Source organism: Gilliamella sp. Pas-s25 (assembly GCF_009795885.1).
Lineage (GTDB): Bacteria > Pseudomonadota > Gammaproteobacteria > Enterobacterales > Orbaceae > Gilliamella.
Genome location: NZ_WTEV01000001.1, coordinates 33,644 through 58,258 on the forward strand (window position 1 = coordinate 33,644; position 24,615 = coordinate 58,258).

The following is a 24,615-nucleotide window of genomic DNA, read 5'->3' on the forward strand; positions in this document are numbered from 1 at the left end:
AGTATCGGCGAAATGCTCTGTTGATTTTATTTGTCAATATTGGTGGTTGTGTCAGTTTTATTTTGGGTTTGCTCTTGATTATGCTGCTTGATATAGTGGTCAAGGTAACCTTCATGCCATAACCATCCCGCTGTCGCTCCAACACCAAGTAAAATAGCTAACCAAAAAATAACGATCAGCTTTTGGTGGCGCTGTTTCATAGGGTCATGCAAATTACGTTTTGCATTTGTTGGTAGTTCAGCTTTGCTGGTGAGTAGCCCGCCTAGCATTAAGTTGATTTTAACTTGCCCGTTAATAGCCCAGCCTGATGCTTCAAGCAGTGGTCCAAGGGTTCTTCGGCGTAATTTTAACCATGCCAAAATAACAGAAGGACCCGAAATAATCAGGAATATCCCAACAAAAAACAAAGGGAATTGCCACCAAGTGAGCGAAAAAATCGCTTGAAAAATCGAAGCTAATGCCGTGCCGATTGCGCCAACGGCTAAACCAATTGCCGCAAAAATACCGACGCTTTTGCCAATATCAAATTTATTAGCTGGGTTTTGCAATGCTTGTTCACTCGATTTTTCAACATCGGCATCTTTGCTGCTTGCCCATTTGTTAATTTGTTCGGTAATACAGCGCCCAATGCGTTGATATGGTGCCAAAATCGCTTGCTGAATACTAATTGGTTTGGTGATTATTTTAACGACATTGGCATCCCAATCATTCCCTTCATTGTCGATAAACACACCATTGCGACCTTCAATTAATAGATCACCTTGCCCTGCGGTCATGGCAGCGGCAATCAGCTGTTTTTGCCCATGCCGTGTACATTCACAATAAAGTAGACAAAGTTCAGAATAATTTGCCATTGTTGAGTGTTTGGCGATATTGTCAACTGCAACGCAAAGGGTTGCGCAGCGACCATCTATATAAAGATTACCTAGTTGAAAGGCAGCTCGGGTTTTTGGCGTGAAGAAGTCTGCAAAAGAGACAAAGTTAACCAGTAAACGGTAAAGATGTTTATGAAACAGGACTAATTTTTCTAACACTAGCACATCTGATGCAGATATTGGCGTTTTGTTGTCTTGTTCAACCATCTGCTTAAATTCGTTGAGTAAATCATCGTTAGCTAGCTTGGTAATGACGCTATTTGACATATCTTCTATACTGGCAGAGGGTTCAATTTCAACTGTTAATTGTGCCATTTCGGGCTTAGCGCTAATAAGAGTAGCGTAAGCTTGCAAACTTTGTTGAATGTCTTGCCATTCTTGCGGTGTTAATTGATCGGGATTATATAATGATGACGCCACTAATGTTTTAAATCGGCTGATTTTAGCTTTCCAAAGTGGATTAAGCCCATTGACGAGATCAAGCGCATTGGTTGTATCGATTTTTGATAGTGGTAATTCGGCTAAAGCTTCATCAGACAGTAATCCATTTTGTGTTGGTACAATATATTTTTCATCGACATTGAGCGCGGTTTGCGCTTGAGGAGCGTATTGTGCTAGTTCAATGCGTAAAAAATAATCATCAATTTTGGGTTTGAGTTGTTGGATTAACTTCCAAATTTCGGCACTATTTTCACCAAATGGTGTTTGCGTGTTACTTATTTTGGTTTGCCATTGTAACCACGTTTTTAAGTTGTCAACAAAAGTGGTGGCGATGTTTAGATCGATACCGTCTTGCCCACTCATATCTTTTTTTGCGCCGGTGGTTTGGATTGCTGTTTGAATAAACGTTTGCATTTCGGGCGATAATTCGCTTGATGCAGGGAAGATTAAATCACCATTGTAAAGCTTGTCAGCATTGGTTTTTATACATTGCTGTATGTCGTCTTGGCTTAAATAATCCACGTTACTTTTATTTAAGCTTGCTAAAATGCTATGCGCGGTGACAGAGAGTTTATTCCCTGATGGAGTTGATGTATCAATTTGTGATAAGGGGAGTGTTTCGCTCGTTTTTAAAATACTATCAAATGAAATAATTTTATCTCGAGTCCAGCTAATGGCATCTAAAATATCAGGTATGCGAATACGTCCATCTTTGTCTGAGTCGAGTAGCGCTAAGGTTCGTTCATCAAAATCTAGCCCTATGGTTGGGCAACTTAAAGCTACCCATAATTTGGGGTCTAAATCAGGTAGATTAATAATATCATTGGCATTTTTAAATACCACTTGATCTAATCCACCTACGCGCTGAAATGTCCACATGTGACTCATAGTTATCTCCACATCAAAATCTAAATAATATTTTGTACATTAATATAAACAGTATTTATTTTTTTTGATAGAACAGAACAGTAATTTCTAATATTTGTGACACCTATTAGTGTATCTTTGGTATTTGATTTAGTTGCCTTTGGCAACTTTATGATAGAATAATGCCTTATTACTTAATATCCAAAAAAAATCACTAATATGTCATTAATTAATCTTACCAATGCTTATCTTTCATTTAGCGATGCACCACTACTTGATCATATCGATATGTCTATTGAACCAAACGAGCGTGTTTGTCTTGTTGGTCGCAATGGTGCCGGCAAATCAACGTTACTTAAAGTGTTAAATAAAGAAGTGCCATTAGATGAAGGGCAAATTATTTATGAAAATAATGTAATTGTTTCACGCTTACAGCAAGATCCTCCTCGCGATGTGCAAGGCAATGTGTTTGACTTTGTGGCAGAAGGATTACACGAACAAGCACAGTTACTACGAGATTATTACGATTTAGCTCATCGTGTTGAACACGATCCTTGCGAAAGTAACTTGGCTAAATTAGCGAAAATGCAAGAGCAGTTAGATCATCAAAATGGTTGGCAATTAGATAGTCGTATTCGTAATGTTATTTCGTCGTTATCACTTGATGGTGATGCCTTGTTATCTTCGCTATCTGGTGGTTGGCTTCGTAAAGCTGCATTAGCCAAAGCATTAGTTTGTCAACCGTCGGTTTTATTGCTTGATGAACCAACAAACCATTTAGATATTCAAACCATAAAATGGTTGGAAGAGTTTTTGAAAAGTTTTAATGGCAGTATTGTGTTTATTTCTCATGATCGTTCGTTTATTCGTCAAATGGCAACGCGTATTATTGATTTAGATCGGGGTAAAATTGCCTCTTGGAGTGGTAACTACGATAACTATTTACTTGGTAAAGAAGAAGCCTTGCGCGTTGAAGAGTTGCAAAATGCGGAATTTGATAAAAAATTAGCTCAAGAAGAGGTTTGGATTCGCCAAGGTATTAAAGCTCGCCGTACACGTAATGAAGGGCGAGTACGTGCGTTGAAAGCAATGCGCCAAGAGTATAGCGAGCGTCGCCAAGTGATGGGCAGTGCCAAAATGCAAATTGAAGAGGCGCTACGTTCTGGAAAAATTGTTTTTGAGCTTGAAAATGTGACCTATCAGATTGAAGATAAATTGCTAGTTAATGATTTTACTGTGCAAGTATTACGTGGCGATAAGATCGCCCTGATTGGTCCTAATGGTATTGGTAAAACGACGTTGTTAAAACTAATGTTAGGTAATTTAGCGCCAACATCAGGTAGCGTACATTGTGGTACAAAGCTTGAAGTGGCTTATTTTGATCAATATCGATTAGAACTTGATCCTGAAAAAACCGTGATGGATAATTTAGCTGAAGGTAAACAAGAGGTGATGGTTAATGGACGATCACGTCACGTTCTTGGTTATCTGCAAGATTTTCTATTCCCGCCAAAACGCGCCCGAACACCTGTTCGTGCATTATCAGGTGGTGAGCGTAATCGTTTATTGCTGGCTAAACTATTTTTAAAACCTAGCAATTTATTAATACTTGATGAACCGACCAATGATCTTGATATTGAAACGCTGGAGTTGTTAGAAGAGTTGGTTAATGATTATCAGGGAACAGTTTTGCTAGTTAGCCATGATCGACAGTTTGTTGATAACGTCGTTACCCAATGTTGGTTTTTTGAAGAAAAAGGGCATATTGGCGTTTATGCAGGTGGTTATGCTGATGCTCTGCAACAGCAGCAACAGGCGCAACCGGTTAAGGTGGCGGCAGTTAATGATGTTAAACAGCCTAAAAAAGCATTAAGCACGGCGAATAACAAAAGCAATGATCAAGCCACTAAAAAGAAAGTTAAGCTGAGTTATAATGAGCAACGAGAGTTAACACAATTGCCAAGCAAAATAGAGCAATTAGAATTAGCCATTGCTGATTTACAAGTTCAAATTGGTCAAAGTGACTTTTTTAATCAACCCCACGAGGTTACGGGACCAATCTTACAATCTTTAACCGATAAAGAAGCTGAATTAGAGTCTGCTTTTGAACGCTGGGAACAGTTAGAGTCTTTAAGTAAATTATAATGTAAGACTGTTATTTTCAGCATTATTTATTGGGGTATATAATAAATAATGCTGTTTCTGAGCGTTAAGATTTTTATAAAATGGTTTTATTATTCCACAATTTTCTAGAATAAAGACAGAAAAATAACAATGCAATAATAACGAAAGCTGCGCCAACAAAACCAATATCTTCCTTTGATAGTAAAATTAATACTTTACTGCCTATAAAAGCGCCTCCGCCTATTCCAATATTGTAAATACCTGAATAGACCGATGTAGCAATATCGGTTGCATCGGGCGCTGCATCAATCACTTTGCTTTGCATGACCATGCCAATAATGGTAATCGAAAGCCCCCAAATCAAACATTGAATGATTGCGGTATAAAGCGTGAATGAACAGACATAAAGCGATAATAAACAAATGATCAATGACAACATAGGCATCACTAATATGGCGGTTGGATTTTTTTCGGCATATCTTGCAAAAATAACACTGCCAATCATGCCTGAAAAACCGACCACTAACAATAAAGCGACGATAACATTTTGACTAAATCCGCCAACATCTTTCATAAATGGCGTGATATAAGTATAAGCAGTAAAGTGGCCAGCAATAATAATGGCTATTAATAGATAAATGTTAAGCAGTATTGGCCGTTTTAATACCGTTGGAATATCTTTGATAGAGATAATATCCATGCTTGGTACAGTAGGTAATAAACGGAGCAGTAATATCATCACGCAAAAAGCGATACCAGCAATACATAAAAAAGTCACGCGCCAGCCAACGAGTTGCCCTATGATGGTACCAATTGGGATTCCTAGGATGGTTGCCATCGATACGCCAATAACAATAAAGCCCATTGCTTTAGCTTTTTTACCATTAGGTGCTAATCGAACTGCAAGCGGTGTTGTAATTGCCCAAAATACCGCATGTGCACAAGCAATGCCAATCCTTGCTGCCATCAGACTGTAAAAATCCCACGCAAATCCGGCTAAAATATGGCTACCAATAAATAGGCAAAATAGAAAAATTAGTAGTTTTCTTCGCTCCATTTTTGACGTTAATACTGTGAGTGGCAATGATAATAACGAAACAGACCATGCATAAATGGTGAGTAATAATCCAGCATGAGCAACATCCATTGAAAAGCTTTCAGCAATATTAGGTAATAATCCAACAGGTACAAATTCCGTTGTATTAAAAATAAATGCCGCAAATGCAAGGCAAAGAATTGATGACCAAATACGAGATCGGTTAATACTATTATTCATGATTAAGATTATGGAGGAGGTATGTTTTTATTGGATTATAACTGAATAATTTTGTCTATTAAATAGCTGCTATCAATAAATCTTAAATTAAATCATCGCCACCACTATTGGCAGAGGATGGCGATGTATTATTGCTTTGATTTATGCTAACGCTTTAGCCGCCGCTAGGGCTTTGTCATAATTAGGTTCAGAAGACGTTTCTTTAACATATTCAACATAAGCAATTTTGTCATTTTTATCAATGACAAATATGGCTCGGGAAAGTAAGCGTAGCTCTTCAATAACAGTGCCATATTTTAAACCAAAATCCAGATCTTTATGATCAGAAGTGACTTTGACCGCATCAATGCCTTCAGCCGCACAATAGCGATTTAATGCAAAAGGTAAATCAACACTAATTGAAAATATCACGGTATCTTTTAGTTTTGCTGCTTCTACATTGAAACGGTGAACTTGGGCACTACATACCGAAGTATCAATGGATGGTACCGAATTAATAATCCTGATTTTACCTTTAAAATCGGATAATTTAATGGGCTTCATTGCTAAATCTTGCACGATAAAATCGGGTGCTATGTCACCAACGTTGATTTTTGGACCTAACAAAGTAATAGGGGCTCCGCGCATAGTAACTTCATTAACTCTTTTTTGCATAACTGTTTCCTTTGGGGATAATAATCGTGTTGTAATAAATTTCAGTGTTGATAGGATAACGACGTTCAATGCATTAAAGTTATTGCACCTATTGGCGTTAATTCAATATAGACCCAAACAGGCTACAGAGCAATAGCATTATCATGTTTTAAGTGATGAATTAGCCAATTTCAATTATTGTTAATAGTGTTGCTATTTAATGTAATTAAATTATTTCTGTTTTGTATGTTTATTAGACAATGGTATATAATGCCATCACCTTTCTTTATTCTTATATCAACATTATGAATCAATTATTTATTACTGTCTGTTTACTGACTTTTAGTAATATTTTTATGACTTTTGCGTGGTATGGGCATTTGCGGTTTTTACATAACCAAGTTTGGCTAGTGGCAGTGTTTGCTAGCTGGGGAATTGCGTTATTTGAATATTTATTGCAAGTGCCTGCTAATCGCATTGGTTTTCAGGTTGCTAGCGCAGGTCAATTAAAGATTATTCAGGAAGTAATTAGTTTGTCTGTTTTTATCCCTTTTTCAATTTATATTTTAAAAGAGCCATTTAAGACAGACTATATTTGGGCTGGCTTGTGTCTTTTAGGTGCGGTATTTTTTATGTTCCGCGATAAGATTTTTGCTTAATTTTATGTTAAAAAACATGATAAATATTGAGCATATTTGTTACGGTAATGCTCTAAATTAGCCTTTCAAATATTCCATATATTGCGTGGTTGATTGTGATGATGTTATACCAAATTAATCATAAAATATTAATAGCATTGGCTGTTGTTGACAGCCAAGCTTATTCTTTAGTTATAGCGCCTTAAATGAAATATCCGGTAAAATTGCTTCGCCTTGCCAATATAGCTCACTGGCAATGCGCCCAGCAATTTGGCAATAAAGTTGGGTAAATTCGCTATCAGGGTGGCTAATAACAGTAGGTTGCCCTGTATCGAGATCTTGACGTAATATTTTATGAAGTGGTATTTGTCCGAGCAATTTTGTTTGATATTGCTCAGCTAGACGCTGTGCTCCACCTTCGCCAAAAATAGCTTCGTGATGACCACAATTTTCGCAAATGTGATAGCTCATATTTTCAATAATGCCTAGCGTTGGGATGTTGACTTTATTAAACATGGTCATGCCTTTTTTGGCATCAATTAATGCGATATCTTGCGGTGTACTGACAATAATTGCAGCCGTTACTGGAATACTTTGTGCTAGGGTTAATTGGATGTCCCCAGTTCCTGGAGGCATATCAATAACCAAATAATCAAGTTCAGGCCATAATGTATCTTGTAATATTTGTAGTAATGCCTTGCTTGCCATTGGTCCACGCCATACCATGGCGCTATGTGGATCGACTAAATAACCAATGGAGTTACTGGCTAATCCGTGTGCCATAATTGGGGTCATGTGTTTATTGTCAGGTGTTAAGGGTTGCTGTTTTTCTGTGCCCAACATGGTGGGAATTGAAGGTCCATAAATATCCGCATCTAAAATACCTACTTTGGCTCCTTGTTTTTGTAAAGCTAGTGCAAGATTGACAGCTGTTGATGATTTGCCCACGCCACCTTTTCCTGAACTTATGGCGATAATATTTTTGACATTGTTAATGGCTTGTTGGTCATTAGCGCGTTTTAATGTGGCAATTTTATATTCAATGTGCCAGTCAACGTCATTAATGCCGTTAAGCTTTAGTAATTTTGGGGTGGCTATTTTTTTTAACTCATCAAAAGCGTTTTGCCAAGCAAAGGGCATGGCTAAGTGGATAGATAAGTTTTGATTAACTAATTCGCATTTTGTTACTGCGCTAAGTTCAAGCAAATTTTTTTGTAAGGTTGAATGAGTAAAATTCTCAAGAATATTTTCTACTTCAATGTTCATTATTATTATCTCGTTGTACATTAATATTTATACTTGCTTCATTTCCCATGATCCTCCTTTAAAGAGGTGGAACATAATCAATGGCAAAGATGTAAAAAGTATATTATTTTACATTTTCGAAAAAAGATTATTTGCCATTTACAAAGTGAATCGAGTATAGAAATTTCATCAAATTATGGCATAAATCTAGCGATAATCCCACGATTGATGTACTATTTCTGCCATTATGTAATAAAGGGTAATAAATCAACATGACAACTCAACGCAAAATATTGGTGACTTGCGCACTGCCTTATGCCAATGGTGCAATTCACTTAGGTCATATGCTTGAACATATTCAAGCTGATGTATGGGTACGTTATCAACGTATGCGTGGTAATGAGATCTATTTTATCTGTGCTGACGATGCGCATGGCACGCCAATTATGCTTAAAGCGCAACAACTTGGCATTACGCCTGAACAGATGATTAGTGAAGTAAAAACTGAGCATCAGCGTGATTTTGCTGGATTTAATATTAGTTATGATAATTACCATTCAACTCATAGCTCAGAAAATCGTGAAATATCAGCGCAAATTTATAAGCGTTTAAAAGCCAATGGTTATATTAAAACCAAAGTCATTTCACAGCTATTTGATCCTGAAAAACAGATGTTTTTGCCAGATCGCTTTGTAAAAGGTACTTGTCCACGTTGTAAAGCCCCAGATCAATATGGCGATAACTGTGAAGTGTGTAGTGCAACTTACAACCCGATTGATTTAATTAATCCTAAGTCTGTAGTTTCAGGGGCGACGCCAATTTTAAAAGAGTCAGAACATTTCTTTTTCGATCTGCCGGCTTTTTCAACTATGTTACAAGAGTGGATTCGCTCTGGAACACTACAAGAGCAAGTCGCTAATAAAATGCAAGAGTGGTTTGAATCAGGCTTACAGCCGTGGGATATTAGCCGTGATGCTCCTTATTTTGGTTTTGAAATCCCCGATGCGCCAGGTAAATATTTTTATGTCTGGTTAGATGCACCAATTGGTTATATGGGCTCTTTTTTAAACTACTGCAATACACAAAATAAACCAATTTTTGATGAGTTTTGGAATAAAGATTCAAGCACTGAGCTTTATCACTTTATTGGTAAAGATATTGTTTACTTTCATAGTCTATTTTGGCCAGCAATGCTAGAGGGTAGTGAACATCGCAAACCATCGAATATTTTTGTGCATGGTTATGTGACTGTTGACGGTGCAAAAATGTCTAAATCACGAGGCACTTTTATTCAAGCAAGTACCTATTTAAAACATTTAGATCCTGATTGCTTACGCTATTATTACGCCGCTAAACTGTCACCACATATTGATGATATTGATTTAAATTTAGAAGACTTTGTGCAACGTGTAAATAGCGATTTAGTTAACAAAGTTGTTAATATTGCTTCACGTTCGGCTGGATTTATTTATAAACGCTTTGACGGCAAATTATCGGATAATGTAGCTGAACCAGCACTTTATGCGTATTTTGTTGAAAAGTCTCAAATCATTGCTGATTATTTTGAGCAACGTGAATCAGGTAAGGCGATTCGTGAAATTATGGCACTTGCTGACGAAGCTAATCGTTATATTGATGAAAAAGCGCCATGGGTAGTTGCTAAACAAGAAGGGCAAGATCAAACATTGCAAGATATTTGCTCAATGGGTATTCACCTATTCCGTATTTTAATGACCTATTTAAAACCAATAGTGCCTTCATTAGCTGAGCGAACAGAAGCATTTTTAAATAGCAAATTAGAATGGAATACCATTGCTAATGCGTTAACTAGCCATAAAATTAATCAGTTTAAAGCCCTATTTAACCGTATTGATATGGATAAAATTACTGCCATGATTGAAGAAACAAAAGAGCAAGCTGCCCTAGCAACACCAGCTAAAACAAATGTTGCTGAACCTATTGCCGATACGATTAATTTTGACGATTTTGCCAAAGTTGATATGCGTGTTGCTTTAATTAAACATGCTTGTTTTGTTGAAGGATCCGATAAATTACTCCAGTTGACGCTTGATATTGGTGATGAAACCCGTAATGTGTTTTCAGGCATCAAGCAGTTTTATCCTGATCCAGAAGTACTAATTGGGCGTTTAACCATTATGATTGCCAATTTAGCGCCTCGTAAAATGCGATTTGGTGTTTCAGAAGGTATGGTGATTTGTGCCAGTGGTAAAGATGATGGTGACGGCGTGTACTTGTTATCGCCAGATAGTGGTGCTAAACCGGGAATGCGCATTTCGTAATTTTAATTCTTATCATGCAAAAAATGCATCTTAGCAAGCTAATGTGCTTGTTAAGATGTTTTATAAAACTACGTGTTTTAGTATAACAAGTTGATCTGTTTACATTGTTGGATAAAGCAACATAATAGATAGCCATTGAAATAAAAATATCTGAAAATTAAATTAATTGATAGGTCTCTATTTTTATCGAAATTGGCAATTAAAATAACGATTGCCAAAGCTCTATTTTTTTAAAAATCATATTTTTCCGTTTGATTTAACATTGCATGTAAATTTGTTATTTCCTTACTTTTGATTTTCTGACGGATTTCCTGAATAAGGAAATATGTTGTCTTTTAGTGAAAAAGTGAAATCTTTTGTATTAATCTCACCAATAACTTTGTTGCTATCGTATAAAGCCAGTAAAAAATCGGCCATTTGCTTTGCTGTATGGTACTTGGTAAAACTTTCATCATAATTATATTTATTGACATTATTGGCTTTTTCACCAAATTCTGTTTTTGTCGCAGCCGGAGCTAACACCTTTGCGGTTAATTGGGCGTTAGCTTGCTTTAATTCCTGTGCTAGCCCTTCGGTAAAGGCATTGACATAGAATTTTGTTGCGCAATAGGTTACCGCATTAGGAACGAGTGTATATCCGCCACGGGAGGAGATGTTTATTAGTTGTGTCCCAGATTCATTTTGATATTTACGTACATACAGTGTTGAAAAAATTGTTAGGACTTCAATATTTAAATGAAGCATTGATTCGATTTTTTCTAAATCTTGATCGCTAACACTGCCGTAATGACCAAAACCGGCATTATTAATCCATGTTTCAATAAAATAGTTGTCTAAATCATTAAAAAGGGAATGAGCGTTGGTTGGTTGTGATAAATCACAAAGTTTTATAATTACTTCTAATGCTGGGGCAATTTTTGCAATTTCTTGTTGTAAAAGTGCCAAATTTTCTTGTCTTCTTGCAATAACAATAAGGTTTTTATTTCGTTTTGCAAAAGCAATAGCTGTTGCATAACCTATGCCTGAACTTGCGCCGGTTATGACGGTATATTTTTTATGTGTATTGGTCATTTTTATTTCCTCTAATATTTTAAATATCTGTATTTAATTAAAAGCATTCAAACTATTAAATATATGATAAATATAACTTTATTCTACTGGAAGGTGGACTCATTTTGGTCTTTTATATTTTTTTATTGGTTATTTGTTTGCCATGAATTATGTGGTACTTCAACTTCTTTAGAGGCTTGACTTACAAATCCTGCCCCTATAATGCCGATTTTTTTCATATATTTACCCTGTTTTTATTTGTTTACTTGATTTGCGTTATAATATTTATAAAATAAAAGATAGTAAATGGCTTTAAAATTGTTTTATTAACAACTGGAGATTGGCAATATGGATCTTTTTAGAAGTATGAAAGCTTTTGTATTGACTGTGAAGACAGGTTCATTTGCATCGGCATCTATCTCATTAAATACCTCTCCGCAAATGGTTGCGAAATATATTCTTTTTTTAGAAACTCAATTAGGGTTAAAGTTACTTAATCGAACAACACGTTCACAAAATCTTACCGAATTTGGTAAGCAGTATTATGAGCGCTGTGTGAGTATTTTAGGTGAAGTTAAAGCCACCTCTATGCTTGCGCAACAGTTTTTAGATAAACCTAGCGGTGTGCTTAGAATTAGTGCACCATTTACTTTTGGTAATTTTACTTTAGTGCCATTAATTAGTAGTTTTATGAAGTGTTATCCCCAAATTAGTGTCGATATACAGTTAAGTGATCGTTATGTCGATTTAGTTAAGGACGGTTTTGATATCGCTTTTCGGATTGGTGATTTGAGTGATTCAGGGCTTATTGCTCGTAAACTTAATCCTCATCAACTTATTTTTGCTGCCTCACCAGATTATTTAGCGCAATATGGTGTTCCATTAATACCTGATGATTTGAAAAAGCATCAATGCTTGATTTACCAATATGTGAATCAGAATAAAAAAGATCATGTTTGGCCGTTTATGATTAATGGTGAAATAGTTAATATTCCTATATCAGGGACATTTCAAAGTAATCAGACTTCAGCGTTAGCGATAGCTGCGATTGAAGGGCTAGGTATCACCATGTTGCCAGAATCTATGTTACAAGAGCCAATTAAGCAGAAAAAATTATTTCCCATATTACAAAAATTTTTACCACCTGCCAAGCCGCTTAATATGCTTTATACTGCTGATCGTCAGCAACCACCAAAATTAAAAGTATTTATTGAATTTGTGTTGAATGCAATATCGTAATAAGTGTGTTTTTTATACATAATAAAAAAGGCGAACAAATCGCCTTTTTTAACAGTTGTCATAAAAGAACCAATCGTTATTTTATCGTCACTAACGTGCTCACTTCTTTACCTAACATATTGTTTAGATAAACTAAGTCGTTAGCAGTTAAGGTTCCCACTGCATATTTTAATTGGAGTAAGCTAGTTAGATAATTATATTTTGCATCAGATAAATTTCGTTTAGAATTGTATAGCTGGGTCGTTGCATTTAATACGTCAACAATTGTTCGTGTTCCAACTTGATAACCAGAATTAGTGGCTTCTAATGAACTTTGTGCAGAAACTACTGCTTGTTGATAAGCTTTGATTGCGCTTATTGATGATGAAATATTGTTGTATGATGAACGTACTTGATTAATTACGCCACGATTAGTACTTTCTAGTTTTTCGCTGAAACTCACGTAATTTTGTTGTGCTTGTTCAACTTTAGACATTGTTGCACCACCCGAAAAGATTGGTAGATTTACACTAACACCAACATAGTTATTTCCTGAATAAGATTTACCACCATGTGCACCAGGCGCTATGTTATTACCATACCTATCAGTTTTATTCAAATTAGTTGATGCATCTACACTTGCTGTAGGCATATGACCTGCTTGTGAAAGTTTGATCTGTTCACGTGCGATGTCTCGATTTAATTTCATTGTTAATAAATTAAGATTAGAAGCTTCGGATTGCTTTAACAATGTACTGATTTGCGTTGGGTTTTCCGTTCTAAAGGTGTTGGTGTTAACGCTTGCTAAATTAGAATAAAAACGACCGCTTACTTGACGTAAATCCTCGATCGCATTGTTTAGTTCATTTAATGCGTTAACTTGTTGTGCAACAGTTAGGTCATAGTTAGCTTGGGCATTTTGTACATCAGTAATGGCGACTAAACCGACTTGGTGTTGTTGACGAGTTTGTTCTAACTGACGTCCAATGGCTTTTTTCTGGGCATCAATAAAGCTCAATGCATCCAGTGCTTTTAGTACATTAAAATAAGCAACAGAAGTATTTAAGATTAATGTTTGACCTTGGTATTGATAAGCAATATCGGCAACACTTGCTTGTTTTTTTGTAATATCCAAGGCTTTCCAATTTGAGAAATTAAAAATGCTTTGAGATGCCGTTACTTGGTATAAATTGCCACTTTTGGATTTTATACCACTGGTATCACGTCGACCATGAGTTACACCGTAAGAAGCACTTAAACCAACTTGCGGTAGTAAACTCGCTCGAGAACCTGAAATTGCCGCGTATGCTTTATTTTTTTCAGCTAATGAACTGCGCAGATCTGGGTTAGTTTCTTTTGCTTGTTCATAAACTTGAATCAAATTTTCAGCAAAGACAGATTGACTTAATGCTAAGCCAATTAAAAAGGTTAAAGTTTTTTTCATTAATCTTCTCTTTAAAAATCATTAAAATATAGTAGTATTTTTAATGGCGTAATTTTAACAGATAATTAGTATATAGTAAGCATAGTTTGCATGCCATTCGCACTTTTTATTCAAATTCATTTTAAAATCGAGAATATATATGAAAATTAAAAATAATCCGGTACATTTTGACAAAAATGATGTATTTAATCTAACTAAACGAATCTTGTATAAAGGTTTTTTTTCTTTGTTTGAATATCGCTTTCAATATCGCAAATTTGATGGCTCAATGAGCGAGGTTGTAACACGCGAAATTTTAGAACGTGGACATGCAGTTGTACTTTTAGCATATGATGCAAAACGTGATGAAGTTGTGCTAATTGAACAAATCCGGATTGCCGCTATTGAAACGCAAGATAGTCCTTGGATGCTAGAACTCATTGCAGGCATGATGGATCATGAAAATGAATCATTTGAAGAAGTAGCAAAACGTGAAGCAATGGAGGAAGCTGGAGTCGTTATTGGTCGATGTAAACCTATCATCAGTTATTTAGCATCACCCGGTGGGTTAACAGAACAATTGCATATTTTAGTGGGTGAAGTCGATTCATCAACAGCCAAAGGTATTCATGGTCTTGATGAAGAAAGCGAAGATATTAAAGTTCATGTTGTCGGTCGCAATCAAGCTTATCAATGGGTCAAAGATGGAGTGATTAACAATGCTGCATCAATTATTGCGCTTCAATGGTTAGAACTTAATTATCAGTTATTAAAAAAAGAGTGGGAATAACTTTTTTAATATTCATATTTAATTATTTCTTTCATAAAAGTGTGATCTGTTTTACACTTTTGTATAACACTAAGATTTATAATAAAAATTATGTTGCCTGTCACAATGCTTGTTTTGTTGCTGACACTATTAACCATAATTATAGATTGATAAGTAATTGGAGTGAATTTTGAGGTCATTGTTAAAACTTCCAATTCGTAATAAAAATTACGGTAAAATATTGCATATAACTGATACTCATCTTTTTGCTGATGAAGATGGTTCATTGCTTGGTATTAATTCCAATGCAAGTTTTTTAGCAGTTATCAATGAAATTGGACGTAATAATAAGCAGTTTGATTTGATTGTGGCAACTGGTGACTTTGTACAAGATGGTTCTAAAAAAGCTTATGCCCGTTTTGCCGAACAAATAAGCAAGTTTAATACGCCTTGTGTGTGGTTAGCTGGTAATCATGATAACTATACTAGTATGCAAGATGTGTTTGCAAGTTATCAGCTGGCTGATAATAAAATAGTGTTATTGGGGGATAACTGGCTGGTTGTTTTATTAAATAGCCAAGTTGTTGGTCAAGCATATGGATTTTTACCCGAATCTGAACTTGAATTTTTACAAAATGCTTTAACTGAGCATGTTGACCGAGATGCATTAGTTTTTTTACACCATCATCCAATTAATTCTCGATGTCATTGGTTAGATCACCATATTTTAAAAAATAGTGACCAATTCGAGCAAATTATTCAAAAAAATGTTAATGTAAAGGGAATAGGTTGGGGACACATTCATCAAAAACAAGATTATGTTTGGCATCATTGTCATGCGTTTTCAACTCCTTCAACGTGTTTTCAATTTAAGCCTGAATGTTATGATTTTCAAGTATCAAGTGACGATGCGCCAGGTTGGCGAGAAATCACACTTAATGCTGATGGTTCTATCGAGAGCGAAGTTTATCGTTTAGCGGATAATCAGTTTTTACCCGACGTTTCTCAAAGTGGTTATTAACGAATAGTAATAATAGTTGCGAGCTTAAAATTAACTTAAAAATCATAGCAAAGGAGCAAAACAGTAGAACAGTCGTTCAACAATGCGTTGCCAAATTGGGCGTTGGTTCCATTTTTCAGTACTTATTTTATCTGAATGAGATAAATATTTTTGTAAGAGAATTGATAGTGACTGAGCAAATTCTGCATCATCAATTACCGCTGTAATTTCAAAATTAAGCCATAAGCTGCGCATATCCAAATTTACAGTGCCAACAAGGCTTAATTGATTATCGATTAAAACACTTTTGGTATGTAATAAGTTATCGTTGAATTGATAAAGTTTGACTCCACCGTTTAATAATTCAGAAAAGAAAGCCCGGCTTGCCCATTTTACCATTAGTGAATCAATGTTTTTAGGAATAATGATGATGACTTCGACACCTCGCTGAGCTGCGGTGCATACAGCATGTAAAATATCATCAGTCGGTACTAAATAAGGTGTAGTAAAAATAATTTGTTCTTGCGCTGAATAAATTGCCGTTAATAATACTTGGTGTATCATGCTTTCCATATAACCAGGACCCGATGCGATTAATTGCATAATATGTTTTTTATCTTCTGGTGGTTCGGCAAAATCAGTGATTTGTGGTAGGGCTAAATATTTGCCTGTTTCTAGCTGCCAATCGCAGGCATATATAGCGCCCATGAGTGTTGTAACTGGACCATTTACTCTGACCATGATATCAACCCACTTGCCAACATGTTTATTTTGTTTGAAAAAACGTGGATCGACAATATTCATGCTGCCAGTATAAGTGATATAGTTATCGATAATAGCCACTTTGCGGTGTTGACGTAAGTCCAGACGTCGAAACATAAATCGAAGCAAGTTGACTTGTAAAGCTTCGACAATGATGATGCCCGCATCACGCATTCTTTTACTGGCATTAGTTTTAATAAAATGTCTGCTACCGGCAGAGTCAACCATTAATCGGCAAGTTACCCCTCGCTGTGTTGCTTGAATGAGTGCTTGCTCGACTTCGTCTGCCCGACCACCTTCATTCCAGATATAAAATACCATTTCAATATTTGACGTTGCTTGATTGATATCATCAATTAAGCGGTCAAAAATTACATTTGTTTCACTCAATAGCTCAATATGATTACCATTAATTCCATCAAGCCCTGTTTGGTGTTTACAAAGCTGGAAAATCGGCTTGCTGACTTGGCTTACGTTTTTAGTGAAGATATCTGGAAAGTCACTTAGTCGGTTAATAAACTTGGAAATCGTTGGACGCATTTTTTGCGCTCGTTTAGCACGTTGCTGCCCTAAGTGAGCTTCGCCCAATGTAAAATAAAGGAACACACCAACAAGCGGTAAGATATAAATGACTAACATCCATGCAATAACATAAGTCGTTGGTCTTCGTTTGAAGACAATTCGTAATGTTGTTGAAACAATAATCAGCCAATAAACAAGGAAGATCAAAGTGCTGATTAAAGCATGAAATGAGGTAAATTGCATATTTACTTAGCTATGAGTTAGATTCAGTTTAGCTATTGGATCTTTAGTACAATCATAATGTTGAAAAACCTCAGGTAATGGTTTGGGATTATTATGTTTATCTACTGAAACATAAGTGAATACAGCATCTGTTATGCAAAAACGTTGTGTAGTGTCAGATGTATCAATGACTTTTTTAACCCAAACTTCAATACCTATCGTGATTGATGTTTTTCCTGTTTTGATGCAACGCGCATAACAACAAACAACATCACCGACCATTGCTGGTTTGTAAAATGTAATGCTACTAGCATTAACTGTTACAACTCGATTTCTCGCGATCTCTTTTGATAAAATACCGCCAGCAAGATCCATTTGAGACATGATCCACCCACCAAAAATGTGTCCGTGAGGATTGGTATCAGCCGGCATGGCAAGCGTTCTAAGCACTAATTGACCTTTAGGGGTTGTATCTTGTGTCATGCTAAAATACTCCGTTTGTTATAACTTATTGTTTATTATCTATATCTTTATTCATATTTTTGTAAATATAGATACCTGATATTAACGATAATAGTAACGATGCGGCAGGTAAAATAAATACTTTAAATATCCAAAAGAAATCATCAGTCGTGTAATAGGTTGCACCTAAACTAATGGCGCCACATAATATAAAAAAGAAGATCCATAATAAATTGAGTTTATTCCAAATAGCAGTATCGAGCTGTATTTCTTTGCCAAGCATTTTTTGAAGTAGGTTTTTTTTAAAAATAAATTGGCTAACTAATAAGGCTGTGGCAAATAAAAAATTAATAATAGTGACTTTCCATTTGATGATATTTGGGTCACGCAAATAAAGTGTAAATCCACCGAAAACCATGATCATTAGATAAGAAATCAACTCTACTTTATCTATTTTTCTATATAGAATAAGAATGAGAAGAAAACATACTGTTGCCGCGATCATTAATGCTTGAACGCCAACAAAGACATCATACATGGTTAGAAAAATAAAAAAGCATATAAGCGGAATAAAGTTTAAAAGTTGTTTCATTTAATTATTAACCTAGTACAAAAGATGAGTTGGTATATTGTAAATAAGTAAAAAGCCTATTGGAATAGGCTTATTTTTTGTGATGAAGTTCAGGATGCGCTTTACAGTTACCAGATTGACAATGCCCATAAAGATATAAACTGTGAAAAGTTAATGTTACACCATATTGTTCGGCGATTTCTTTTTGTCTCGCATTAATAATATCATCGCGAAACTCAAATACTTCGCCACAATCTAAACAAATTAAATGATCGTGATGTTGCTGTGTAGCTAGTTCGAAAACTGCTTTGCCACCCTCAAAGTTATGGCGTGTCACAATGCCTGCATCGTCAAATTGATTCAAAACACGATAAACGGTTGCAAGCCCGATTTCTTCACCCATATCAAGTAGTTTTTTATAAAGATCTTCTACTGTAATATGTTGACATGAAGGATCGCGTAATAACTCTAAAATCTTTAATCGAGGTAGTGTAACCTTTAAACCAGCGCTTTTGAGTGCCGCATTATTATCATGATTTGTCATATTACTTTCCATTAGTGATGAATAATTACCTATTATAGGAACTATATACGGTAAATAAAAGAAATCATTTTAATAGTTTAAATTTTCATTTCGGTTTTAACTTGGTTCACCCAATTGTTAATTCTTTCTTCAGTTAATTCGGGTTGACGATCTTCGTCAATCGCTAAACCAACAAAATGTGCGTCATCAACTAAACTTTTTGACGCTTCAAAACTATAACCTTCGGTTGACCAATGCCCAACAATCTTAGCTCCTTTAGGCTCAATAATATCGCGAAGTGTTCCCATGGCATCACAAAAATATTCGGCATAGTCTTCTTGATCGCCACAACCAAAAATCGCCACAGTTTTACCGTTAAAATCAATTTTTTCTAAATTAGGGAAAAAGTCATCCCAGTCTGCTTGTGATTCGCCATAGTACCAAGTTGGAATGCCAAAAAATAGATAATTGTATTGTTCAATGTTTTCTTTAGTGGCTTTTGCAATGTCAAAAAGCTCGGCGTTGTCACTACCTAAAATGAGTTGGATTTGCTTAGCTACATTTTCTGTGTTGCCAGTATCACTACCAAAAAAAATACCAACTTGTTTCATATTTGTACCTTTATTATTTTCGATATTAAAATATTCTAGAAGTATATCATTGTCACTTACTATCAGCAATAATCCTGACTAACCCTAAACATAACTTATTATTTGCTATACAATTTATTTATCTTGCATTAGAATTATCGCCTGTTTTTATATTAATTTAGGCTGTGGAATGTCTTTATGAACTTGCATGAATATCAATCTAAATATCTTTTTAAACAATATAATTTGCCCGTACCTGAGGGGTATGTTTGTAATTCAATTAATGAAGTACAAGATACGTTATCTGAATTATCTTCACAGGCAGATTCAGGCCTTTGGGTTGCTAAATGTCAAGTTCATGCCGGCGGGAGAGGTAAAGCCGGTGGCGTTATATGTACTCAAAGTTATGATGAAATAAAGCAATTTGCTGAAAAATGGTTGGGGCAGTTTCTTGTTACTTATCAAACCACCGATAAAGGTCAGCCAGTTAATAAGATTTTAATTGAAAAGGCGTCTAATATTCAGAAAGAACTGTATTTAGGCGCGGTGGTCGATCGCAGTTCGAAGCGTATTGTGATTATGGCATCAACAGAAGGTGGCGTTGATATAGAAAGCGTTGCCGAAAAATCACCACACTTAATTTATAAAACTTCACTTGATCCTCTGGCAGGTCCTTGTGCTTATCAAGGTCGTGAACTTGCGTTTAAATTGGGGTTAACAGGAAAATTAGTTAATCAGTTTACAAAATTATTTGTTAATTTTGCAAAACTCTTTTTAGAAAATGATGTTTCACTAGCCGAAATCAATCCGTTAGTGATTACTGATTCAGAAGAACTTATTTGTTTAGATGCTAAAGTTGTTTTAGATGATAACGCGCTTTTTAGGCATCCAAACTTAACTATTTTAAGAGATACAACTCAAGAGGATGAGCGTGAGTCAATTGCTACAAAACAAGGTATTAGCTATGTATCATTAAATGGCAATATTGGCTGTATGGTTAATGGCGCAGGTCTTGCGATGGCAACGATGGATATTATTAAACTATATGGCGGTGAACCAGCTAACTTTTTGGATGTCGGTGGTGGTACAACGAAAGAACGCGTTGCTGAAGCATTTAAGTTAATATTATCTGATACAAATGTGAAAGCGATTTTGGTTAATATTTTTGGTGGTATTGTTCGTTGCGATTTAATTGCTGATGGTGTTATTAGTGCAATTAAAGAAATCGGCCTGACTGTTCCCGTTGTTGTTCGTCTTGAAGGTAATAATGCTGAGCTTGCTCGAGAAATTTTAGCGAAAAGTGAATTAAATATTATTACTGCAGAAAGTTTAACCGATGCTGCTCAAAAAATTGTCGCTGTTGCCTAATAATAGGGAGCGTGGAGAATAGTTATTATGTCAATTTTAGTTAATAAAGAAACCAAAGTTATCTGCCAAGGATTCACTGGTAGTCAAGGATCTTTCCATTCACAGCAAGCACTTGCTTATGGTACCAAGTTAGTTGGTGGCGTGACGCCAGGCAAAGGTGGTACAATTCATTTGGGTTTACCCGTTTTTAATACAGTTAAAGAAGCGGTTGAAGCAACAGGTGCAACAGCAAGTGTCATTTATGTGCCAGCCGCATTTGGTAAAGATTCGATTTTAGAAGCAATTGATGCAGGTATTAAACTAATTGTCTGTATTACTGAAGGTATCCCAACTTTAGATATGTTAGTTGTTAAAGAAAAATTAAGGCTAAATGATGTCGTAATGATTGGACCGAACTGTCCGGGGATTATTGTCCCAGATGAATGTAAAATAGGTATTATGCCAGGTCATATTCATCGAGCAGGAAAGGTGGGGATCGTTTCTCGTTCTGGAACACTAACTTATGAAGCGGTTAAACAAACAACCGATATCGGTTTAGGGCAATCTGTGTGTGTGGGTATTGGAGGTGATCCTATTCCAGGTAGCGATTTTATTTCTATTTTAGCGTTACTTGAGCAAGATCCTAAAACTGAAGTTATTGTGATGATTGGCGAAATTGGTGGTAGCGCTGAAGAAGAAGCCGCTGAATATGTTAAAAAACATGTAACTAAGCCTGTGATTGCTTATATCGCCGGTGTTTCTGCTCCATCAGGCAAACGCATGGGGCATGCAGGAGCCATTATTTCGGGTAATAAAGGCACCGCGGTGGAAAAATCTAAAGCATTGCAATCGGCAGGTATTACGGTTGTAACAAGTCTTACTGATATCGGCGATGCTGTAAAAAAACAAATTACGATATAGTTTTTTTGATGTATATCAATTATTATTTTGTAATTATCTGTGTATAATGTTCATCAATAACGTAAAAAATTTGTGAGCATTTGAGATTTAGGGAGCGTTTATGTTAGATATAGTAGAAATTTCACGTCTCCAGTTTGCACTCACTGCAATGTATCATTTTATTTTTGTACCATTAACGCTGGGTTTAGCGTTTATGCTAGCAATTATGGAAACGGTATACGTTGTTAGTGGCAAGCAAGTTTGGAAAGATATGACAAAATTCTGGGGCAAGCTGTTTGCTATCAACTTCGCTGTTGGGGTCGCAACTGGCTTGACCATGGAATTTCAATTTGGTACTAACTGGTCTTATTATTCACATTATGTGGGTGATATTTTTGGTGCGCCATTAGCCATTGAAGGTTTAATGGCATTTTTCTTAGAATCAACCATGGTAGGTTTATTCTTTTTTGGTTGGGATAGATTAAGCCGTGGTAAACATTTAATGGTAACTTGGTGTGTTGCATTCGGTTCTAATCTTTCAGCACTTTGGATCTTAGTTGCTAATGGGTGGATGCAATTCCCAGTGGGTTCTGAATTTAACCCAATTAATTCACGCATGGAAATGGCGAACTTTTTTGAGTTGATTACTAACACCGTTGCTCAATATAAATTTGTTCATACCGTTGCTGCTGGTTATTTGACCGGTGCGATCTTTGTATTAAGCATCAGCTCTTATTATTTACTAAAAAAACGGGATGTTGGATTTGCAAAACGTTCTTTTGCTGTGGCTGCTCCCTTTGGTCTTATCATGTCAATTGTAGTTGCTATTATGGGCGATGAAGCGGGGCACGAACTGACAACTGTCCAACCTGCTAAACTTGCTGCCATTGAAGCTGAATGGGAAACTCAACCAGCACCTGCATCGTTCAATGTGATTGCCTTTCCGTCACAAAAGAATAAAGAAAATTTATTTGCAATAGAAATTCCTTATGCAATGGGCATAATGGCCACGCGTTCATTTGACACGCAAGTAACTGGATTAAGAGATATATTAGCGAATAACGAAACGAGAATTCGTAAAGGTATTTTAGCTTATACAAATTTAGAAAAAATCCAACAAGGCAATCAAGATCCTGACGTCCTTAAAGCATTTGAGGATAATAAAGCTGATTTAGGCTATGGTTATCTAGTTAAACGCTTTACCGATCGTGATAATCTAACTATTCCTCAAGCGACTGAAGAACATATTAAAGCTGCGACAGAGGACTCAATACCTACAGTATGGCCACTATTTTGGGCATTTAGAGTGATGGTAGGTCTAGGTGTGTTAATGATTCTTGGGACTGGATTTGCGTTATGGACAACATATAAAAATAAAATTGGTGAAAAACGTTGGTTACATCGTTTATTAGTTCTATTTTTACCGTTCCCTTGGTTAGCCTGTGAATCTGGTTGGTTTGTTGCAGAATATGGACGTCAACCTTGGGCTATTCAAGATATTTTACCAACTGGAGTGGCAAATTCATCATTAACAGCGGGTGAAGTGTTATTCACTATGGTACTTATTTGTGGGCTTTATACATTGTTCTTAGTTGCTGAATTATTCTTAATGTTTAAATTTGCTCGCTTAGGACCAAGTTCTTTGGGCACTGGCAACTATCATTATGAAAAAACACAACCGATAACAAAATAAGGCATAGGGAGTATACACAATGATTGATTACGAAATTGTACGCGTCATCTGGTGGGTGCTGATTAGTGTTGTTTTAATCGGTTTTGTTGTCACAGATGGCTTTGATATGGGCGTGGGTATTTTATTACCTTTTATCGGTAAAACAGATACGGAACGTCGTATTATGATTAATGCAATTGCGCCTCATTGGGATGGTAACCAAGTTTGGTTAATTACCGCTGGAGCGGGAATATTTGCCGCCTGGCCTATGGCCTATGCTGCGTCATTTTCTGGCTTTTATATTGCGATGATTTTAGTGCTTTGTGCGCTGTTTTTTAGACCAATTGGTTTTGATTATCGCAGTAAGCTAGAAAATTCAAAATGGCGTAATTTATGGGATGCTGGCATTTTTGCTGGTAGCTTTGTACCTGCACTCGTTTTTGGGGTCGCTTTTGGCAATTTATTAGAAGGAGTTCCATTTAGATTTGATAACTCTTATCGCGTGTTTTATGATGGTAACTTCTTTGGTTTGCTTAATCCTTTTGCATTATTGACTGGCGTTGTGAGCTTAATGTTATTTGTTGCTCATGGTGGAGCATGGTTACAAATGAAAACATCAGGTGAGCTCTATTTAAGAGCCAGAAAAGCTACACAAATCGCTAGTTTAGTTATGTTAATTGCATTTGTGTTAGCAGGTGTTTGGGTGGCATTTGGTATTCATGGTTATGAAGTTACTAGTGTGATTGATTATACTGCGTCATCTCATCCGCTAAGTAAAACAGTATCTACTGATGCATCGTGGTTAGCCAATTATATGAATTATCCTATTTTATGGATAGTGCCTGCTTTGGGTGTAATATTACCACTATTAACTATTCTTTTTTCTAGTTTAAATAAAAATGCATTAGTATTTATTTCATCAATATTAACCATTGCGTGTGTTCTATTCACCTATGGCATTGCAACTTTCCCATTCATTATGCCTTCAAGCATTATGCCAAATGCAAGTTTGACAATATGGGATGCATCATCAAGTCAATTAACACTTAATATTATGTTTGTTGTTGTTCTTATATTTTTACCTATTGTTCTTTTTTATACCATTTGGTCATATATTAAAATGTTTGGAAGACTGGATAAAAATCATATCGAAAATAATAAACATTCTCTTTATTAAGGAACTAC

Annotated in this window: 21 protein-coding genes; 10 read left to right on the top strand and 11 right to left on the bottom strand. The window is 35.9% G+C overall.

Annotation, left to right across the window (positions count from 1 at the left end; all coding sequences use genetic code 11):
* Positions 1-26 precede the first annotated feature (26 nt).
* Positions 27-2,204 carry a MerC domain-containing protein gene (locus tag GQ593_RS00190; protein WP_160430079.1) on the bottom strand — a complete coding sequence of 726 codons (2,178 nt, stop codon included), beginning with the start codon at positions 2,202-2,204 and terminating at the stop codon, positions 27-29.
* 198 nt (positions 2,205-2,402) lie between these two features.
* On the opposite strand from GQ593_RS00190, the gene GQ593_RS00195 reads away from it, so the two are divergent.
* Positions 2,403-4,328 (top strand): ABC transporter ATP-binding protein, encoded by a 1,926-nt coding sequence (locus GQ593_RS00195; RefSeq protein WP_160430080.1) that lies wholly within the window; start codon positions 2,403-2,405, stop codon positions 4,326-4,328.
* 73 nt (positions 4,329-4,401) lie between these two features.
* Here the strand turns inward: GQ593_RS00195 and GQ593_RS00200 are convergent, their stop codons facing one another.
* On the bottom strand, positions 4,402-5,583 hold the full coding sequence (locus tag GQ593_RS00200) for a sugar transporter (protein ID WP_160430081.1): 1,182 nt from the start codon (positions 5,581-5,583) through the stop codon (positions 4,402-4,404).
* 141 nt (positions 5,584-5,724) lie between these two features.
* On the bottom strand, positions 5,725-6,237 hold the full coding sequence (gene tpx / locus GQ593_RS00205; protein WP_160430082.1) for a thiol peroxidase: 513 nt from the start codon (positions 6,235-6,237) through the stop codon (positions 5,725-5,727).
* Positions 6,238-6,521: 284 nt separating this feature from the next.
* Between tpx and GQ593_RS00210 the strand changes: the two genes are divergently transcribed.
* The gene (locus tag GQ593_RS00210; protein ID WP_160401915.1) at positions 6,522-6,875 is read left to right on the top strand and encodes a DMT family protein; all 354 of its coding nucleotides are present in this window, start codon (positions 6,522-6,524) and stop codon (positions 6,873-6,875) included.
* A 171-nt stretch (positions 6,876-7,046) separates the two neighbouring features.
* Here the strand turns inward: GQ593_RS00210 and apbC are convergent, their stop codons facing one another.
* A complete protein-coding gene (gene apbC, locus GQ593_RS00215) occupies positions 7,047-8,141 on the bottom strand; it encodes an iron-sulfur cluster carrier protein ApbC (RefSeq protein WP_160430083.1) in 1,095 nt (364 codons plus the stop codon).
* 230 nt (positions 8,142-8,371) lie between these two features.
* On the opposite strand from apbC, the gene metG reads away from it, so the two are divergent.
* Entirely contained in the window at positions 8,372-10,399 is a 2,028-nt protein-coding gene (gene metG, locus GQ593_RS00220) for a methionine--tRNA ligase (protein ID WP_160430084.1), read from the top strand.
* Positions 10,400-10,684: 285 nt separating this feature from the next.
* Here the strand turns inward: metG and GQ593_RS00225 are convergent, their stop codons facing one another.
* Positions 10,685-11,470: an SDR family NAD(P)-dependent oxidoreductase gene (locus GQ593_RS00225; protein ID WP_160430085.1), complete on the bottom strand. Its 786-nt coding sequence runs from the start codon at positions 11,468-11,470 to the stop codon at positions 10,685-10,687.
* Positions 11,471-11,797: 327 nt separating this feature from the next.
* On the opposite strand from GQ593_RS00225, the gene GQ593_RS00230 reads away from it, so the two are divergent.
* Positions 11,798-12,688, top strand: coding sequence for a LysR family transcriptional regulator (locus tag GQ593_RS00230; RefSeq protein ID WP_160430086.1), 891 nt, complete (start codon positions 11,798-11,800; stop codon positions 12,686-12,688).
* Between the two features lie 76 nt (positions 12,689-12,764).
* Here GQ593_RS00230 and tolC read toward each other — a convergent pair whose 3' ends face one another.
* Positions 12,765-14,111, bottom strand: coding sequence for an outer membrane channel protein TolC (gene tolC, locus GQ593_RS00235; RefSeq protein WP_160430087.1), 1,347 nt, complete (start codon positions 14,109-14,111; stop codon positions 12,765-12,767).
* A gap of 139 nt (positions 14,112-14,250) precedes the next feature.
* On the opposite strand from tolC, the gene nudF reads away from it, so the two are divergent.
* Both nudF and cpdA read left to right on the top strand, forming a co-directional pair.
* The gene (nudF, locus tag GQ593_RS00240) at positions 14,251-14,880 is read left to right on the top strand and encodes an ADP-ribose diphosphatase (RefSeq protein WP_160430088.1); all 630 of its coding nucleotides are present in this window, start codon (positions 14,251-14,253) and stop codon (positions 14,878-14,880) included.
* Positions 14,881-15,049: 169 nt separating this feature from the next.
* The gene (gene cpdA, locus GQ593_RS00245) at positions 15,050-15,880 is read left to right on the top strand and encodes a 3',5'-cyclic-AMP phosphodiesterase (protein ID WP_160430089.1); all 831 of its coding nucleotides are present in this window, start codon (positions 15,050-15,052) and stop codon (positions 15,878-15,880) included.
* Between the two features lie 42 nt (positions 15,881-15,922).
* Here the strand turns inward: cpdA and cls are convergent, their stop codons facing one another.
* The 5 genes from cls to fldA all read right to left on the bottom strand — a co-directional run bounded on the left by cls (position 15,923) and on the right by fldA (position 19,532).
* Positions 15,923-17,386, bottom strand: a complete 1,464-nt coding sequence (cls, locus tag GQ593_RS00250; protein WP_160430090.1) for a cardiolipin synthase — start codon at positions 17,384-17,386, stop codon at positions 15,923-15,925.
* Positions 17,387-17,392: 6 nt separating this feature from the next.
* Positions 17,393-17,848 carry an acyl-CoA thioester hydrolase YciA gene (gene yciA / locus GQ593_RS00255; protein ID WP_160430091.1) on the bottom strand — a complete coding sequence of 152 codons (456 nt, stop codon included), beginning with the start codon at positions 17,846-17,848 and terminating at the stop codon, positions 17,393-17,395.
* Between the two features lie 25 nt (positions 17,849-17,873).
* Positions 17,874-18,419: an inner membrane-spanning protein YciB gene (locus GQ593_RS00260; protein WP_160430092.1), complete on the bottom strand. Its 546-nt coding sequence runs from the start codon at positions 18,417-18,419 to the stop codon at positions 17,874-17,876.
* A gap of 70 nt (positions 18,420-18,489) precedes the next feature.
* The gene (gene fur / locus GQ593_RS00265) at positions 18,490-18,942 is read right to left on the bottom strand and encodes a ferric iron uptake transcriptional regulator (protein WP_160430093.1); all 453 of its coding nucleotides are present in this window, start codon (positions 18,940-18,942) and stop codon (positions 18,490-18,492) included.
* Positions 18,943-19,019: 77 nt separating this feature from the next.
* Positions 19,020-19,532 carry a flavodoxin FldA gene (gene fldA / locus GQ593_RS00270; protein WP_160430094.1) on the bottom strand — a complete coding sequence of 171 codons (513 nt, stop codon included), beginning with the start codon at positions 19,530-19,532 and terminating at the stop codon, positions 19,020-19,022.
* Positions 19,533-19,709: 177 nt separating this feature from the next.
* On the opposite strand from fldA, the gene sucC reads away from it, so the two are divergent.
* The 4 genes from sucC (at position 19,710) to cydB (ending at position 24,607) form a co-directional block, all read left to right on the top strand.
* Entirely contained in the window at positions 19,710-20,879 is a 1,170-nt protein-coding gene (sucC, locus tag GQ593_RS00275; RefSeq protein WP_160430095.1) for an ADP-forming succinate--CoA ligase subunit beta, read from the top strand.
* A 27-nt stretch (positions 20,880-20,906) separates the two neighbouring features.
* Positions 20,907-21,779, top strand: a complete 873-nt coding sequence (sucD, locus tag GQ593_RS00280; RefSeq protein ID WP_160430096.1) for a succinate--CoA ligase subunit alpha — start codon at positions 20,907-20,909, stop codon at positions 21,777-21,779.
* 100 nt (positions 21,780-21,879) lie between these two features.
* Positions 21,880-23,451, top strand: coding sequence for a cytochrome ubiquinol oxidase subunit I (locus GQ593_RS00285; RefSeq protein ID WP_160430097.1), 1,572 nt, complete (start codon positions 21,880-21,882; stop codon positions 23,449-23,451).
* A gap of 19 nt (positions 23,452-23,470) precedes the next feature.
* A complete protein-coding gene (gene cydB, locus GQ593_RS00290) occupies positions 23,471-24,607 on the top strand; it encodes a cytochrome d ubiquinol oxidase subunit II (protein ID WP_160430098.1) in 1,137 nt (378 codons plus the stop codon).
* Positions 24,608-24,615 lie beyond the last annotated feature (8 nt).